12 protein-coding genes are annotated in these 14,950 nt (G+C 55.7%); 8 read left to right on the top strand and 4 right to left on the bottom strand.

All coding sequences use genetic code 11. The annotated features are described in order from the left end of the window. Positions 1 to 38: 38 nt before the first annotated feature. Positions 39 to 569: a cytochrome b561 gene (gene cybB / locus ACN9MQ_RS10710; RefSeq protein WP_025204247.1), complete on the bottom strand. Its 531-nt coding sequence runs from the start codon at positions 567 to 569 to the stop codon at positions 39 to 41. Between the two features lie 189 nt (positions 570 to 758). On the opposite strand from cybB, the gene gap reads away from it, so the two are divergent. After that, positions 759 to 1,760 carry a type I glyceraldehyde-3-phosphate dehydrogenase gene (gene gap / locus ACN9MQ_RS10705; protein ID WP_020884211.1) on the top strand — a complete coding sequence of 334 codons (1,002 nt, stop codon included), beginning with the start codon at positions 759 to 761 and terminating at the stop codon, positions 1,758 to 1,760. Positions 1,761 to 1,808: 48 nt separating this feature from the next. Here gap and ACN9MQ_RS10700 read toward each other — a convergent pair whose 3' ends face one another. Beyond that, on the bottom strand, positions 1,809 to 2,612 hold the full coding sequence (locus ACN9MQ_RS10700; protein WP_044866483.1) for a YdcF family protein: 804 nt from the start codon (positions 2,610 to 2,612) through the stop codon (positions 1,809 to 1,811). A gap of 202 nt (positions 2,613 to 2,814) precedes the next feature. Here ACN9MQ_RS10700 and ACN9MQ_RS10695 point away from each other — a divergent pair, with 202 nt between their 5' ends. The 4 genes from ACN9MQ_RS10695 (at position 2,815) to ACN9MQ_RS10680 (ending at position 7,705) form a co-directional block, all read left to right on the top strand. Continuing rightward, a complete protein-coding gene (locus tag ACN9MQ_RS10695) occupies positions 2,815 to 4,467 on the top strand; it encodes an MFS transporter (RefSeq protein WP_014169975.1) in 1,653 nt (550 codons plus the stop codon). A gap of 31 nt (positions 4,468 to 4,498) precedes the next feature. After that, positions 4,499 to 5,581 (top strand): HlyD family secretion protein, encoded by a 1,083-nt coding sequence (locus ACN9MQ_RS10690; RefSeq protein ID WP_014169974.1) that lies wholly within the window; start codon positions 4,499 to 4,501, stop codon positions 5,579 to 5,581. Next, entirely contained in the window at positions 5,578 to 6,957 is a 1,380-nt protein-coding gene (locus ACN9MQ_RS10685) for an efflux transporter outer membrane subunit (RefSeq protein WP_044857165.1), read from the top strand. Before ACN9MQ_RS10690 ends, ACN9MQ_RS10685 begins: the two co-directional genes overlap by 4 nt. 88 nt (positions 6,958 to 7,045) lie before the next feature. Then, on the top strand, positions 7,046 to 7,705 hold the full coding sequence (locus ACN9MQ_RS10680) for an O-methyltransferase (protein WP_020884214.1): 660 nt from the start codon (positions 7,046 to 7,048) through the stop codon (positions 7,703 to 7,705). 43 nt (positions 7,706 to 7,748) lie between these two features. On the opposite strand, the gene hrpA is transcribed toward ACN9MQ_RS10680, so the two are convergent. Beyond that, on the bottom strand, positions 7,749 to 11,651 hold the full coding sequence (gene hrpA, locus ACN9MQ_RS10675) for an ATP-dependent RNA helicase HrpA (RefSeq protein WP_426021098.1): 3,903 nt from the start codon (positions 11,649 to 11,651) through the stop codon (positions 7,749 to 7,751). Between the two features lie 205 nt (positions 11,652 to 11,856). Between hrpA and azoR the strand changes: the two genes are divergently transcribed. Further along, complete coding sequence (azoR, locus tag ACN9MQ_RS10670; RefSeq protein WP_025204253.1) at positions 11,857 to 12,462, top strand: FMN-dependent NADH-azoreductase; 606 nt, start codon at positions 11,857 to 11,859, stop codon at positions 12,460 to 12,462. Positions 12,463 to 12,558: 96 nt separating this feature from the next. Continuing rightward, positions 12,559 to 13,242, top strand: a complete 684-nt coding sequence (locus ACN9MQ_RS10665; protein WP_073396722.1) for an RluA family pseudouridine synthase — start codon at positions 12,559 to 12,561, stop codon at positions 13,240 to 13,242. Positions 13,243 to 13,249: 7 nt separating this feature from the next. On the opposite strand, the gene ACN9MQ_RS10660 is transcribed toward ACN9MQ_RS10665, so the two are convergent. After that, complete coding sequence (locus tag ACN9MQ_RS10660; RefSeq protein ID WP_014169968.1) at positions 13,250 to 13,789, bottom strand: DUF2058 domain-containing protein; 540 nt, start codon at positions 13,787 to 13,789, stop codon at positions 13,250 to 13,252. A gap of 171 nt (positions 13,790 to 13,960) precedes the next feature. On the opposite strand from ACN9MQ_RS10660, the gene ACN9MQ_RS10655 reads away from it, so the two are divergent. Further along, a complete protein-coding gene (locus ACN9MQ_RS10655) occupies positions 13,961 to 14,935 on the top strand; it encodes a DUF1852 domain-containing protein (RefSeq protein WP_073396720.1) in 975 nt (324 codons plus the stop codon). The last annotated feature ends 15 nt before the right edge of the window (positions 14,936 to 14,950 follow it).

Genomic DNA, 14,950 nt, shown 5'->3' with positions numbered 1-14,950 from the left:
AAAGCCCTGCAGACTGCTGCAGGGCTCGCGGTTATGGGTTACTGGCGTTTTTTTGGCATCATGCGCAGGAGGGTGTTGTCTTTCCAGAAATAGTGATGCATCAGCGCCGCCATCGCGTGCAGACCAATCACAACGTACCCCACGTTGGCCAGCGTCTCGTGCCACTCTTTCAGAACGTCGACCAGATCAAAATTCGATTCTGCCGCGTGCGGCATCACCAGACCAAAGGCTAACCAGTCAGTACCGCGGTTATACATCATGACAATACCAATCAGCGGCAACGCGATGAACAGCAGATACACCACCAGATGACCAAGATGGGACAGTCCGGTCACCATCGGTTTTGGCTTCGGTTCAATCGGCGGTGCGCGGAATTTAAGGCGAACCACTAAACGCGTCACCATCAACACCAGCACAGAGATGCCGCACGAAACGTGGATCATGTTGATTACCGGCCGGGCGGTGCGTGGGAAGAAGCCTTTGAACTCCATCGCGCAGTAGGCGACGATGATTAACAAAAACACCAGCCAGTGGATAGCAATTTGCAGGCTTGTATATTTAGTACGCATGAGATTTCCTGATAAATAACCGATATCGCGCCAACATAATCCCCTTTCCTTAAAAATTCATTAATTTTTCTGTATGGTTTTTCAAATACTTCCCCTCGCATGAAGCTTCTTCAATTGCCGCCCTGTCCGTGATGGTCTAAGCCTGGATGAGTTCAAACTGTCGTAAAGACGCGTTCACAGGAGTACACCATGAGTAAAATTGGCATTAACGGATTTGGACGCATAGGACGCCTTGTCCTGCGTCGCCTTCTTGAAACCCAGGACAGCAACACCGTCGTCGCCATTAACGATCTCACCTCTCCCAAAGTGCTGGCCTACCTGCTCAGGCATGATTCCAACTACGGTGGCTTCCCGTGGAGCGTAGATTTCACCGAAGACGCCCTGATTGTTGACGGAAAAACTATCGCCGTATACGCCGAAAAAGAGGCAAAACATATCCCGTGGAAAGCCGCGGGCGTCGATATCGTCGTGGAATGCACCGGCTTCTACACGTCGGCAGAAAAATCACAGGCACACCTTGAGGCCGGTGCCAAAAAAGTGCTGATCTCTGCCCCTGCCGGTGAGATGAAAACCATCGTGTATAACGTGAATGACGATACCATTGACGCCAGTGATACGATTATTTCCGTTGCTTCCTGTACCACCAACTGCCTCGCCCCACTGGCAAAAGCCCTGCACGATGCGTTTGAAATAAAAGTGGGCACCATGACAACCATTCACGCCTATACCGGAACGCAGGCGCTGGTGGATGGCCCGCGCGGGAAAGACCTTCGCGCCTCACGCGCCGCGGCGGAGAATATCATTCCGCACACCACCGGGGCGGCCAAAGCCATCGGTCTGGTGATTCCGGCCCTCAGCGGCAAGCTGAAAGGCCACGCCCAGCGCGTACCGGTGAAAACCGGTTCAGTGACCGAGCTGGTCTCGATTCTGGGTAAAAAGGTCACCGTTGAGGAGATCAACGCCGCGCTGAAAAAAGCGACACAGGGGAATAAATCTTTTGGTTATACCGATGAAGAGATTGTTTCGTCTGATGTGATCGGCTCCCACTTTGGATCTGTCTTTGACGCCACACAGACCGAAGTTTCAGAGGCTGGCGATCTGCAACTGGTGAAAACCGTCGCCTGGTATGACAACGAATACGGTTTCGTCACCCAGCTGGTGCGCACGCTGGACAAATTCGCCTCGCTGTAATGCCTGTCCCCTCTCCGCGGAGAGGGGAAAACCGCAAACGGCCTCTGCTCAGAGAAGCGACCGGTGATTCAGGGCATCCGTAAGCACAGGATCCTGCTTTAACCGTGCCCACGCTGCAGTCACCTCGTCGGGGAATTCAACGTGTGCAATAAAATCACGCCCGGCCGGGCCATAGCCGTTCATGTCATCACAGAGTCGCGGAAGCTCGCCTAAAATGAGCGAGAGATAACGCTCTACCGGCCAGAGGCCAGCGCTCTCCCCGCTGAACACCAGCCCGTTTTCGCCATTTTTCAGCACCGGTGTATAGCCCGGGTGGCTGACCCACTGCGGCGAAGCAGACTCGTCACGGCACACGCGGGCAAAGGTTGCCATCGTGCGGCGTTGCATGGTCGGATCCTGCACGACCAGCACGCGCCCGGACGTCTGATGATGCTGTTTGAGCATGTTCCAGCTAAAACGCGCGTTTTCTCCGCAGTTGGTTGATTGATCGTCAACCCACACGTGCGCATCAGGGATCTGCCAGAACTGGCGGGCAATATCGGCCAGAATGCTTGCTTCCGCTCGCCCCGTTACCGGGACAGTGTGATAACGCGGATGCTGAGCGATGGCCGCATACAAAAACGCGGTCGAATGGCCAATCCCTCCGCTAATCAGTAACGGAACGTCGTGTTCAGCGGCAATACGGCAGGCAGCGTCGATGGTCGGCATCACCGCGTTTCCGGCCAGAATAACCCTGTCAACCGCCGCCACGTCGCGGGTATCGCCCAAATCATCCTGTGCCAGCCACTGGCCGACCGTGTTGATTGCCGCCAGGGTTGACTCCGGCAGAAGGGGAAAATGCGTCTGAACCATGGTGATGTCCTCAGTTGCTCAGGTTCAGATTAACGACTTCAGATCGACAAAACAACGGCCTTCCGGGCCGCTCTTTTTCCTTAACCTGTTCTTCAACATTTGATTAACCTGCGAAAATCATATTCACTTGAATTATCATTTGCGGCAAACGTAGAATCGTTAGCCCACTCATTATTCAATTTTTTCTAAGGTAAAAGACGTTATGCGCCTGCCCGAACGCGACCCTTATGCTCCTCGCGAGTGGCAGCCTCATGAGAAACCCGCCCTGTTGGGTTCGCCCTCCACGCCAGAACACAGCACGCCAAAACGGATTGCCTACGGGGTTGTCGGTCTGCTGGTGTGCCTGACGGGGGCGCTGGGTAATGCGGTGGTCACCGCCAATCTGCAAAATCTGCAGGGAACCTTCGGGGCCTGGTCGACAGAAATCGCCTGGCTCCCGGCGGTGTATGTGATGACCAACATCTCCATCAACCTGCTGCTAGTGAAATTCCGCCAGCAGTATGGTTTGCGCGCCTTCACGGAAGGTTTTCTGGTGCTGTATGTGCTGGTCACCTTTTTCCACCTGTTTGTAAACGATCTCAGCTCCGCGCTGATGGTGCGTGCCGCACACGGGATGGTGGCCGCCGCGCTCAGCTCCCTCGGTATTTACTACCAGATACAGGCCTGGCCCGCGAAACACCGTCTGAAGGCACTGACCATCGGGATTACCGGGTCATCGCTCGCCATCCCCCTCGCCCGCCTCTTTTCGACCGAGCTGCTGCAGCTTGACGAGTGGCGCGGGCTTTACTTCTTTGAGCTCGGGCTGGCGCTCATTTCATTGGCCTGCGTGATAGCGTTGAAATTGCCTCCTGGCGACCGGCGCAAGGTCTTCGAGAAAAAAGACTTCATCACCTTCTTTTTACTGGCCCCGGGGATGGCGCTGCTCTGCGCGGTACTTTCCTTAGGCCGTCTTTACTGGTGGTTTGAAGCGCCGTGGATCGGCTGGTCGCTGGCATTAGCGCTGGTATTAATCGTGTCTGCGATCGTGTTTGAACATAACCGTTCTAACCCGTTACTGAATACCCGCTGGCTGTCGAGCGGCAGCATCGTGCGTCTCGGGCTCATTATGCTGCTGATCCGCATCGTGCTGGCGGAGCAAAACACCGGCGTTATCGGCTGGCTGCAGTATGTCGGCTTGCAGAATGAGCAGATGACCCACCTGGCGTGGTCTATTTTTGCCGGTATTGTCTGCGGGATTGTGACCAGCTGTTTGACCATCAAGCCCACAAAACTGGCGTGGCCGATCATTACCTCGCTGGCGCTTATGATTGTTGCCTCCCTGCTGGACAGCCAGTCGAACAACCTGACCCGCCCGGACCAGCTGATGCTCAGCCAGTTCCTGCTGGGCTTCGGCAGCGCCTTCTTCCTCGCGCCCGCCATGCTGGCCGCCATTGGCGGGGTAATCGCCGATCCGCGCAACCTGGTGAGCTTCTCGGTGATGTTTGGCATGAGCCAGAACCTCGGCGGCCTGCTCGGCTCTGCCATCCTGGGGACCTTCCAGACCTGGCGCGAGAAATACCACTCCAGCATGCTGGCCGATCAGCTCACAACCCTGAACCCGCTGGTGAATGACCGTATTCAGGCTTACACCGGGCTGTACCGGAGCCTGATTGGCGACAGCTCGCTGCTGGGCACCCAGGCCATCACCCAGCTGCAAACGGTTTCAACGCTTGAGGCAAATATTCTGGCTTATAACGATACTTATTTACTGACGGCGAGCATTGCCGCCGCCACCCTGGTCTGGATTTTATGGCGCTTGCTGCGCCTGCGCCTGACTGCCCGTATGGCCCTGAAGAAGGCAACAGGCAACAAGTAATGAATATGAAGATGATTTCTCTGGAGATGTTATGAGTCAGCAGGATGCCGCTAAAGAGCAGGCCAACACCCGTAAAAATGTCCGTATCGTTTCGGTTTTCACCGCGGCGGCAATCGGTATTGTCGGCGTACTGGTGATCCTCTACGCCTGGCAGCTACCCCCGTTCACCCGCCACTCGCAGTTTACTGATAATGCCTACGTGCGCGGACAGACGACCTTTATCAGCCCGCAGGTTAACGGCTATATCACTGAGGTGAAGGTGCAGGATTTCGACCGGGTTAAAAAGGGCGAGCTGCTGCTGCAGATTGATGACCGTATCTACCGCCAGCGGGTGCATCAGGCCGAAGCGCAGCTGGCGATGAAGATTGCCGCCCTGAACAACAACCTGCAACAGCGCAAAAGCGCCGAAGCGGTGATCGCCAAAAACGAAGCGGCTCTGAAAAATGCCCGCGCCCAGAGTCTGAAATCCCAGGCAGATTTGAAGCGCGTAAAGGACCTGACGGCGGATGGTTCACTGTCTATCCGTGAGCGCGACGCCGCGCTGGCAAGCGCAGCCCAGGGCAGCGCCGACATTGATCAGGCGAAAGCCACGCTGGAAATGTCGCGCCAGGATCTGCAAACGGTGATCGTCAATCGCGGCGCGCTGGAGGCGGATGTGGAAAACGCCAAAGCGGCGCTGGAGCTGGCGCAAATTGACCTGCAAAACACGCGCATTGTGGCGCCACGCGACGGCCAGCTTGGTCAGATCGCCGTTCGTCTGGGGGCTTACGTTACCGCCGGAACCCACCTCACCACCCTCGTGCCGCCTCAGCACTGGGTGATCGCCAATATTAAAGAGACGCAGCTGGCGGAGCTTCGGGTGGGTCAGCCGGTGAAATTCACCGTCGATGCGTTAAATGATAAGGCCTATCAGGGCCGCGTGGAGAGCATCTCTCCGGCAACCGGCGTTGAGTTCAGCGCCATCACGCCGGATAACGCCACGGGTAACTTTGTCAAAATTGCCCAGCGTATTCCGGTGCGAATTGAAGTATTGGGTGACCAGGAAGCCTATCAGCTTCTGCGTCCGGGCATGTCGGTGCAGGTGACCATTGATACGCGGGAGGCGAAGCAATGACCCTTCGCCCGATAGCCGTTCTGATGATCATGACCGTGCTGGCCGGTTGCCAGTCGGTCGACGTGAAACCGGCGCAGCCGTCGCTGCACATCCCCACACAATGGCGAGCAACAGCAGGCCCGGCAAGCCCAGCAGAACAGCTCTGGTGGCGTAATTTCCACGACAATAATCTGAACCGCTATGTGGACCTGGCGCTTAAGAACAACAGCGACGTGCTGATTGCCCGCGAACGGATTAACGAGTATCAGGCGCGGGTCTACGCGGCCGACGGCAGCCTGTTTCCGTCGCTGGATGCTGGCGTCACGGGCACCCGCGCGCGGACACAATCTGCGGCCACCGGTCTGCCGATCTACAGCAGCCTGTATAAAGGCAGCCTCACCGCCAGCTATGATGTCGATATCTGGGGCGTAAACCGCAGCACCGCGAATGCGGCTGAAGCCTCGCTGGACGCGCAGAAAGCCGCGGCGGCGGCAGCAGATCTTACCGTGGCATCCTCGGTCGCCTCCGGCTATATCACCCTGCTGTCCCTCGATGAACAGCTTCGCGTTACCCGCTCCACGCTGAAGTCCCGGGAAGAGGCATTCACTCTCGCTAAACGCCAGTTTGAAACGGGCTACAGTTCACGCCTGGAGCTGATGCAGTCCGACTCCGAACTGCGCTCCACGCGGGCGCAGGTTCCCCTGCTGCAGCATCAGATTGCACAGCAGGAGAACGCCCTGAGCCTGCTGCTGGGGAGCAACCCGGGCGAGGTCGCGCGCAGTGAAAACTTCGCAGCCCTGACGCCCCTGACATTGCCCTCGCAACTGCCCTCCTCGCTGCTTAATCGCCGTCCGGATATTGTGCAGGCTGAAAAGCAACTGGTTGCGGCTGATGCCTCGCTGGCTGCCTCACGCGCCAGCCTGCTGCCGTCGATCAACCTGACCGCAACCGGATCGATACAGGATCGCACGCTCTCCGGCTTACTCGACAACCCGCTGCAGCTCTGGAGCGTCGGCGGCAGCATTCTTGCTCCGCTGCTCAACCGCCAGGCGCTGAACGCACAGGTGGATATTTCGCAGTCCCAGCGCAACCAGGCGCTTTACAGTTATGAAAAAACCGTCCGTAACGCCTTTGCCGAGGTCAATAACAGTCTTGATGCCATCACGCGCTATCAGGAACAACTGACGGAGCTGCTTGCCCAACAAGATGTGGCGCAAGAGACGCTGCGCATAGCGCAAAACCGCTATCGCAACGGCTATTCGTCGTACCTGGATGTGCTGGATGCCCAGCGCACGCTGTTCTCGGTACAAACCAGCGTCGTGCAAGTCAAAAATAACCTGCTGCTGGCGCAGGTTGATTTGTACAGAGCACTGGGCGGAGGCTGGAGCAACGCGTGACCTGATACCCCACAGGCCCTCTCCGGCATGGAGGGGGCGAAAACCGGATCGCAGCGCAACCCGGTGTTTGCCACTCAGGAGTCAATCTATGCAACAACAGTGGTCTGCAGTCGATAATTACATGATCTCTTCACTCATTCCCGAGGATGATATCCTCCAGCGGGTGCTGGAAAACAACCAGCGAGCTGGTTTACCCGAACACGATGTCGCGGCCAATCAGGGGCAGCTACTGGCGCTTTTTGTCCGCATGACGCAGGCACGGCGGATCCTTGAAATCGGCACGCTGGGCGCCTACAGCACTATCTGGATGGCGCGTGCGCTGCCACCTGACGGGAAGTTGATCACCCTCGAAGCGGACCCCATCCATGCCCGCGTTGCACGGCAGAATATCCAGCTGGCGGGGCTCAGCGATCGGATTGAGCTCATTGAAGGCCCGGCGCTGTACTCTCTTGAACACATCGGTGATATTCCGCCGTTCGACCTGATCTTTATCGATGCCGATAAGCCAAACAATCCGGGGTATCTGGAGTGGGCACTGTACTACTCGCGTCCGGGAACGCTGATCGTCGGGGATAATGTGGTTCGGGACGGCGAAGTGATTAACGCGCAAAGCGACGATGCCCGCGTACAGGGCGTCAGACGATTTATTGAGATGATCGGGGATAACCCGCGCCTGACGGCGACCGCGCTACAAACGGTGGGCAGTAAAGGATGGGATGGCTTTACCCTGGCCGTGGTGAATCGCTAAACGCAGATGCCCTCTCTCACAGAGAGAGGGCGAACACCCGACGTTACGCCGAAATCTGCTCCATTGCCTGCAAAATACGCTTATCCGAAATGGGATACGGCGTACCGAGCTGCTGGGCAAAGAAGCTGACGCGCAGCTCTTCGATCATCCAGCGGATCGCCTGCACGTCTTCATCGTCACGGCGCGCTGGCGGCAATTTGTTGAGCCACTGCTGCCATGCCTTCTGCACGCTTTCCACTTTCAGCATCTGCGCGCGGTCACGATGCGGATCGATAGCCATTTTCTCCAGACGTTTTTCGATCGCCTGCAGATAACGCAACGTATCGCCAAGGCGTTTGAAGCCGTTGCCGGTAACGAATCCACGGTACACTAACCCGGCCATCTGCGCTTTCACGTCCGACAGCCCCAGCGCCATGGTCATATCCACGCGCCCTTTCAGGCGTTTGTTGATATTGAACACGCTGGTGAGGATCTGCTCGACCTGTTTCGCAATGTCGACCACGGTGTCGTTCAGTTCTGCCCTGACTTTCTCATGCAGTACCGCAAACTCCGCTTCTGACCAGACAGGACCGCCCGCCTCGTGGATAAGCTTGTCCACACCACAGGAGATGCAGTCGTCAATCAGATCCAGCACTTTACCGTACGGGTTAAAGTAGAGGCCAAGCTTGGCTTTGTTCGGTAACTTCTCGTGCAGATATTTAATCGGTGACGGAATATTAAGCAGCAGCAAACGACGCAGACCACGCCACATCATCTGCTGTTGTTCCTGTGGATTATCAAAGAGTTTGATGGCCACGCTGTCACGCTCATCTACCAGTGCAGGCCAGGCCTTCACCCTGTAGTTGCCGCGTTTTTGCTCGTAGCTTTCCGGAAGCGCGCCAAAGCTCCAGATGTGCAATCCGCTCTGCTCGATACCGTCATCAGCCACCGCAGAAAGCGTCTCCTGGACTTTACCTTTCAGCGCCTCTTTCATTTCGGTCAGCGATCGGCCTTCCTGCAGCTTTTTGTTTTTGTCGTCCACCACGCGGAAGCTGATTTTCAGGTGATCGGGCACCTGATCCCAGTGCCAGTCGTCGCGGTCGACGGTTACGCCCGTCATGCGCCTGAGCTCACGCTCCAGCGAATCCAGCAGCGGCAACTCCAGCGGCGTTACGCGGCCTAAAAACGCTTCGGCATAGTTTGGCGCAGGCACAAAGTTACGACGCACCGGTTTTGGCAGCGATTTGATCAGCGCAATCACCAGCTCGCGACGCAGCCCTGGAATTTGCCACTCGAATCCGCTCTCTTCGACCTGGTTTAACAGCGGCAGCGGAATGTGTACGGTGACGCCATCCGCATCCGCGCCCGGCTCAAACTGATAGGTCAGGCGCAGCTTGAGAGAGCCCTGATGCCAGAAGTTCGGGTAATCGAGTTTGCTGACCGACTCCGCTCCCTCTTTGATCAACATGCTCTTTTCAAAGTTGAGCAGGTCCGGGGTCTCTTTGCTGGCCTTCTTCCACCAGCTGTCGAAGTGGCGGGCAGAAATCACATCGTGGCTGATACGCTGGTCGTAAAACTCAAACAGCGCCTCGTCGTCGACCAGAATGTCGCGGCGACGGGATTTATGCTCAAGCTCTTCCACTTCGGCACGCAGTTTGAGGTTTTCACGGAAGAACGCATGACGCGTCTGCCAGTCGCCCTCCACCAGCGCGTGACGAAGAAACAACTCGCGGCACAACGCGGGATCTATCTGGCTGTAGTTAACCTTGCGCGCGCCAACCACCGGCAAACCGTAAACGGTCACTTTTTCGGTCGCCATCACCGCGCCCTGCGCGCGCTCCCAGTGCGGTTCACTGTATGAGCGTTTCAGCAAATGCTGGGCAACAGGTTCAACCCATTCGGGATCAATGCGCGCCGCAATGCGGCCCCACAGGCGGCTGGTTTCCACCAGTTCGGCCACCATGGTCCATTTAGGCGGTTTCTTGAATAAACCGGACCCCGGGAAGATGGAGAAACGGGCGTTACGCGCCCCGGTATACTCCTGCTTGTCGGCATCCTTCATCCCGATATGGGAGAGCAGACCGGTCAGCAACGCAATGTGAATTTCGCGGTACTCCGCCGGTTCACTGTTAACCGGAATGCCCAGCTCTTTCACCACCTGACGCAGCTGCGTGTAGATATCCTGCCACTCGCGCACGCGCAGATAATTGAGGAAATCGACGCGGCACTGGCGGCGGAACTGGTTCGACGACAGCGCTTTCTGCTGCTCGCCGAGGTAGTTCCACAGGTTCACAAAGGCGAGGAAGTCGGACTCTTTATCGTGGAACCGACGGTGTTTTTCATCAGACGCCTGCTGCTTGTCCATCGGACGCTCGCGCGGATCCTGAATCGAGAGCGCGGAGGTAATGATCATTGCTTCACGCACACAGCCGTGTTTCTGTGCTTCCAGCACCATGCGCGCCAGACGCGGGTCAACCGGCAGCTGGCTGAGCTGACGACCCAGCGGCGTCAGTTTGTAGGCGCTAGCCTGCTCGTCGGTGGTGATGGCACCCAGCTCTTCCAGCAGGCGCACGCCGTCCTGAATGTTGCGCTTGTCCGGCGCTTCGACAAACGGGAACGCGGCGATGTCGCCAAGCCCTAGCGCGGTCATCTGCAGGATGACCGACGCCAGGTTGGTGCGCAGAATTTCCGGGTCAGTAAACTCCGGTCGCGACAGGAAATCGTCCTCGGAATAGAGGCGAATACAGATCCCTTCCGACACACGGCCGCAGCGCCCTTTACGCTGATTAGCGGAAGCCTGAGAAACCGGCTCAATTGGCAGGCGCTGCACTTTGGTGCGGTAGCTGTAGCGGCTGATACGCGCCGTACCCGGGTCAATCACATATTTGATGCCCGGCACGGTAAGCGAGGTTTCCGCCACGTTGGTGGCCAGCACAATACGACGTCCGCTGTGCGACTGGAACACGCGGTTTTGTTCGCTGTTTGACAGGCGCGCATACAGCGGCAGAATTTCGGTATGGCGAAGATCGCGCTTGCTGAGGGCGTCAGCGGTATCGCGAATTTCCCGTTCGCCGCTCAGGAAAATCAGAATGTCGCCCGCGCTTTCATTTCCCAGCTCGTCGACGGCATCAAAGATGGCCTGCAGCTGGTCGCGCTCGGTATCGTCCGCGTCTTCCACTATCGGGCGATAGCGCACCTCCACCGGATACGTTCGGCCAGAGACCTCGATAATCGGCGCATTGTTGAAATGCTTTGAGAAACGCTCCGGATCGATGGTGGCGGAGGTGATGATAATTTTCAGGTCCGGGCGACGCGGTAACAGTTCTTTCAGATACCCGAGCAGGAAGTCGATATTCAGGCTGCGTTCGTGCGCTTCATCGATAATGATCGTGTCGTACTGCATCAGCAGACGATCCTGCTGGATTTCCGCCAGCAGAATACCGTCAGTCATCAGTTTGACCATGGTGTTATCGCTAACGTGGTCGCTGAATCGCACCTTATACCCAATGCAGCCACCGGGCTGCGTTTGCAGCTCTTCGGCAATACGGTTCGCCACGGTACGCGCCGCCAGACGACGCGGCTGGGTGTGACCAATCAGCCCTTTCACTCCACGCCCCAGCTCCATACAAATTTTCGGCAGCTGAGTGGTTTTCCCTGAACCGGTTTCCCCTGCAACAATCACCACCTGGTGGTCGCGCACGGCGTCAAGAATGTCCTGTTTTTTCTGACTGACCGGCAGGTTTTCCGGGTAGGTAATCTCCGGACGTGCGGCTTCGCGCAGCACGACTTTCCCTGCCGCCTGTTCAATCTCTTTCGCCATCTCCTGATAAATGGCCTGTTGTGCATCAGGATTTTTAACCTTCTTCACCCCGTGCAGACGGCGGGCAAACCGCTGTTTATCACGCAGCATCAGTGAATCAAGCTGTTGCAGGAGCATCGGGAAGGTTAATTTTTGTTGTTCTGTCATAGCGTTAACGGGCAGTGCACTGCCGGGTAAAATCTCTTTTTAATGATTGCTATAGAGTATCACATTGGCGCTTTGAGTGCCTTATTCAAAAAATTCGAACATAGACTTCGATATATTGCGCTATCCCTGCGACAGGATTGTGAATAGAGTGTCAACAAGCAACGGGGCAACCCCCTTCAATCAAATGCAAAAACAGGAATCACCCATGAGCAAAGTATTAGTATTGAAATCCAGTATTCTGGCAGGGTACTCACAGTCTGGTCAGCTCTCTGACTACTTCGTTGAACAGTGGCGTGAACAGCATTCTGCTGATGAAATCACCGTGCGTGACCTGGCTGCAAACCCGATTCCTGTGCTGGATGGCGAACTGGTTGGCGCGCTGCGTCCAGGCGACGCTCCCCTGACGCCACGTCAGCAGGAAGCCCTGGCCCTCTCTGACGAGCTGATTGCTGAACTGCAGGCGCACGACGTTATCGTGATCAACGCGCCAATGTACAACTTCAACATCCCTACTCAGCTGAAGAACTACTTCGACCTGGTTGCCCGTGCCGGCGTAACCTTCCGTTACACTGAAAACGGCCCTGAAGGTCTGGTGAAAGGTAAGCGTGCGATTGTACTGACCAGCCGTGGTGGTATTCACAAAGACACCCCAACTGACCTGGTTGCACCGTACCTGACTCTGTTCCTGGGCTTCATCGGTATTACCGACGTGAATTTCGTGTTTGCTGAAGGTATTGCCTATGGCCCGGAAGTTGCGACCAAAGCGCAGACCGACGCGAAAGCCGCTATCGACAGCCTCGTAGCCGCTTAATCATCCCCCTCTCACCGCCTGGTGGGAGGGTTTCTTTCTGTCCCCACCGCTAAAAATTCGCTATCATCCGCACCCACTCTTCTGTCGGGCCGTCTGATGTCTGCGATTATAGATTCTTTTATTGCCCCACCGTGTCACGACGAGATCGAGATCCTCTGGCAGGACGAACATCTGGTCCTGATTAATAAGCCTTCCGGTCTGCTCAGCCTTTCAGGCAAAAATCCGCGAAACCGCGATTCAGTGCATTATCGACTGGTACAGACGTTTCCCGGCTGCACGCTGGTGCATCGTCTGGATTTCGGTACATCCGGGCTGATGGTGATTGCGCGCAATAAAGCGATTAACGCCGCCCTCTGTCACCAGTTCAGCCAGCGCGCCGTGCGAAAGGTATACAGCGCCCTGCTTTGCGGGCATGTGGAACACGACGAGGGAGTGATTGATGCCCCGATTGCTAAAGATCCGGCGCTGTTCCCGCTGATGTCGATTTGTGCAATTACCGGCAAACCCGCACGTTCACGCTATCAGGTGATGGACCGGTTTTATGATGCGGCACTGCCGTTGACGCGGGTCAGACTGACCCCGGAGACCGGGCGAACCCACCAGCTGCGTATTCACTGCCAGCAGTTGGGCTACCCTATTTTAGGCTGCGATCTGTATGGTGGTCTTGCACTGCCGGGCACCGAACAGATACCGCGACTGATGCTGCACGCCAGCGAGCTGGATTTTGTGCATCCGGTGAGCGCAGAGGCAATTAACGCCCGTCACGCCGCACCGTTTTAAGCGTTGCTTACCACATCAAATCGTCAGGAATTTTGAAATCTGCGTACGGATCGTCTTCATCCTGCTCTTCCTGACTCAGGGCACTGTTTAACACGATACTCTCGGCATCGCGCTGGGCGATTTTATCGGCCACCACTGCCGGGATAATCGCATAGTCGCAGTCGCCATTGGCATTAATCACCAGACGCGCAATCGCCAGGCGGCCATTGATCAGCTGGGCCTGCGTCTGCTTGTCGACCTCGATTTTTTTGATGAGATTGCCGTCGGTAAAGTTAAAGGCGATGGTGCCTCTGGTCACGGTGATGCGGTTCATTTCGATCAGCTGCTTGACCTGCGCTTTAAACTCTTTCGCCAACGTCGCCTGCTTCTGCTGCTCGCTCAGCTGCTTGTCACGCTCGAGCTGCGCTTTTTTATTCTCTTCTACTGCTTCCCTTGCTTCACGGGCCTGAACGCGCGATTTCTTGGCCGTGCGCTGAACTTTAGCCATCTTCTTACTGCTGACTAAGCCTGCTTTCAGCATCTGCTCTTGTAGGGTGAGTTTTGTCATGATCGTTTCTAAACCGTATTGAAATTTTGGGGATTATACCTGGAAAGGCGCTGTTCATGAAGATAGCTCATGTTGCAGTGAAATTAAGTCACTTCCCCTCCGTCACGGGCTCAGGCATAAATTATGCATTGGTAACTTCTTAGCAACAAGAACTTAGGATGTATAACGACGATGAGTAATGCTTTTACATTTAGCCTTAAGCGTAGTTGCTTTGATGAAAATTATAACCCTTCAGAAAACACGCGTACCACCACCAACTTCGCCAACCTGGCCCGTGGCGAAAAACGCCAGCAAAACCTGCGTAATACGCTGGTGATGATGAATAACCGTTTTAACGCGTTAGCGCGCTGGGATAACCCAAAAGCCGATCGCTATGCGCTCGAACTGGACATTATTTCTGTGGATTTGCATATCGGCGCTGAGAAGCCCTTCCCGGCTATCGAAATATTGCAGACAACGATCGTTGATAAAAAGACCCATGAGCGCATCGACGGTATCGTTGGAAATAATTTCTCGTCCTATGTCCGCGATTATGATTTCAGCGTCTTGCTGCCGGAGCACAATAAAAATCAGTCCCGCTTCGCGATCCCGGATAATTTTGGTGAGCTGCACGGCACTATTTTCCGGCATTTCGTTAACTCACCTGAATACAAAGAGAACTTCAAAAAGGCACCGGTGATCTGCCTGAGCGTCTCCAGCAAAGACACCTACCGCCGCACGGGCAACCAGCACCCGGTGCTGGGCATCGAGTATCGTCCGGACGGTACATCCTTAACCGAGCAGTACTTCGGGAAAATGGGTCTGCAGGTTCGTTACTTTATGCCTGAGAATAGCGCAGCGCCGTTTGCGTTTTATTTCACCGGCGATTTATTACGGGATTACACCAACCTGGAGTTGATTAGCACCATCAGCACCATGGAGACTTTCCAGAAAATTTATCGCCCTGAAATTTACAATGCGAACTCGACCGCCGGAGAATGCTACCAGCCCGATCTGAATCATGAGGATCATTCATTAACAAAAATTGTTTATGACCGTGAAGAACGCAGCCGGCTGGCAATTGAACAGGGCAAATTTACGGAAGCGTATTTCATCAAGCCCTATAAACCTCTTCTTGAGCAGTGGTCAGGTCGCAACACGCTTTAATTAATCGATAATAAA

Origin of the sequence: Enterobacter sp. R-25, from assembly GCF_049913205.1 — a bacterium.
Classification (GTDB): Bacteria; Pseudomonadota; Gammaproteobacteria; order Enterobacterales; family Enterobacteriaceae; genus Enterobacter; species Enterobacter ludwigii.
This window is presented reverse-complemented; position numbering and strand designations above follow the sequence as displayed.

Bases quoted from the DNA above. Each gene is read 5' to 3' on its own strand.
- cybB (WP_025204247.1), bottom strand. From the start codon at position 569: ATGCGTACTAAATATACAAGCCTGCAAATTGCTATCCACTGGCTGGTG.
- gap (WP_020884211.1), top strand. From the start codon at position 759: ATGAGTAAAATTGGCATTAACGGATTTGGACGCATAGGACGCCTTGTC.
- ACN9MQ_RS10700 (WP_044866483.1), bottom strand. From the start codon at position 2,612: ATGGTTCAGACGCATTTTCCCCTTCTGCCGGAGTCAACCCTGGCGGCA.
- ACN9MQ_RS10695 (WP_014169975.1), top strand. From the start codon at position 2,815: ATGCGCCTGCCCGAACGCGACCCTTATGCTCCTCGCGAGTGGCAGCCT.
- ACN9MQ_RS10690 (WP_014169974.1), top strand. From the start codon at position 4,499: ATGAGTCAGCAGGATGCCGCTAAAGAGCAGGCCAACACCCGTAAAAAT.
- ACN9MQ_RS10685 (WP_044857165.1), top strand. From the start codon at position 5,578: ATGACCCTTCGCCCGATAGCCGTTCTGATGATCATGACCGTGCTGGCC.
- ACN9MQ_RS10680 (WP_020884214.1), top strand. From the start codon at position 7,046: ATGCAACAACAGTGGTCTGCAGTCGATAATTACATGATCTCTTCACTC.
- hrpA (WP_426021098.1), bottom strand. From the start codon at position 11,651: ATGACAGAACAACAAAAATTAACCTTCCCGATGCTCCTGCAACAGCTT.
- azoR (WP_025204253.1), top strand. From the start codon at position 11,857: ATGAGCAAAGTATTAGTATTGAAATCCAGTATTCTGGCAGGGTACTCA.
- ACN9MQ_RS10665 (WP_073396722.1), top strand. From the start codon at position 12,559: ATGTCTGCGATTATAGATTCTTTTATTGCCCCACCGTGTCACGACGAG.
- ACN9MQ_RS10660 (WP_014169968.1), bottom strand. From the start codon at position 13,789: ATGACAAAACTCACCCTACAAGAGCAGATGCTGAAAGCAGGCTTAGTC.
- ACN9MQ_RS10655 (WP_073396720.1), top strand. From the start codon at position 13,961: ATGAGTAATGCTTTTACATTTAGCCTTAAGCGTAGTTGCTTTGATGAA.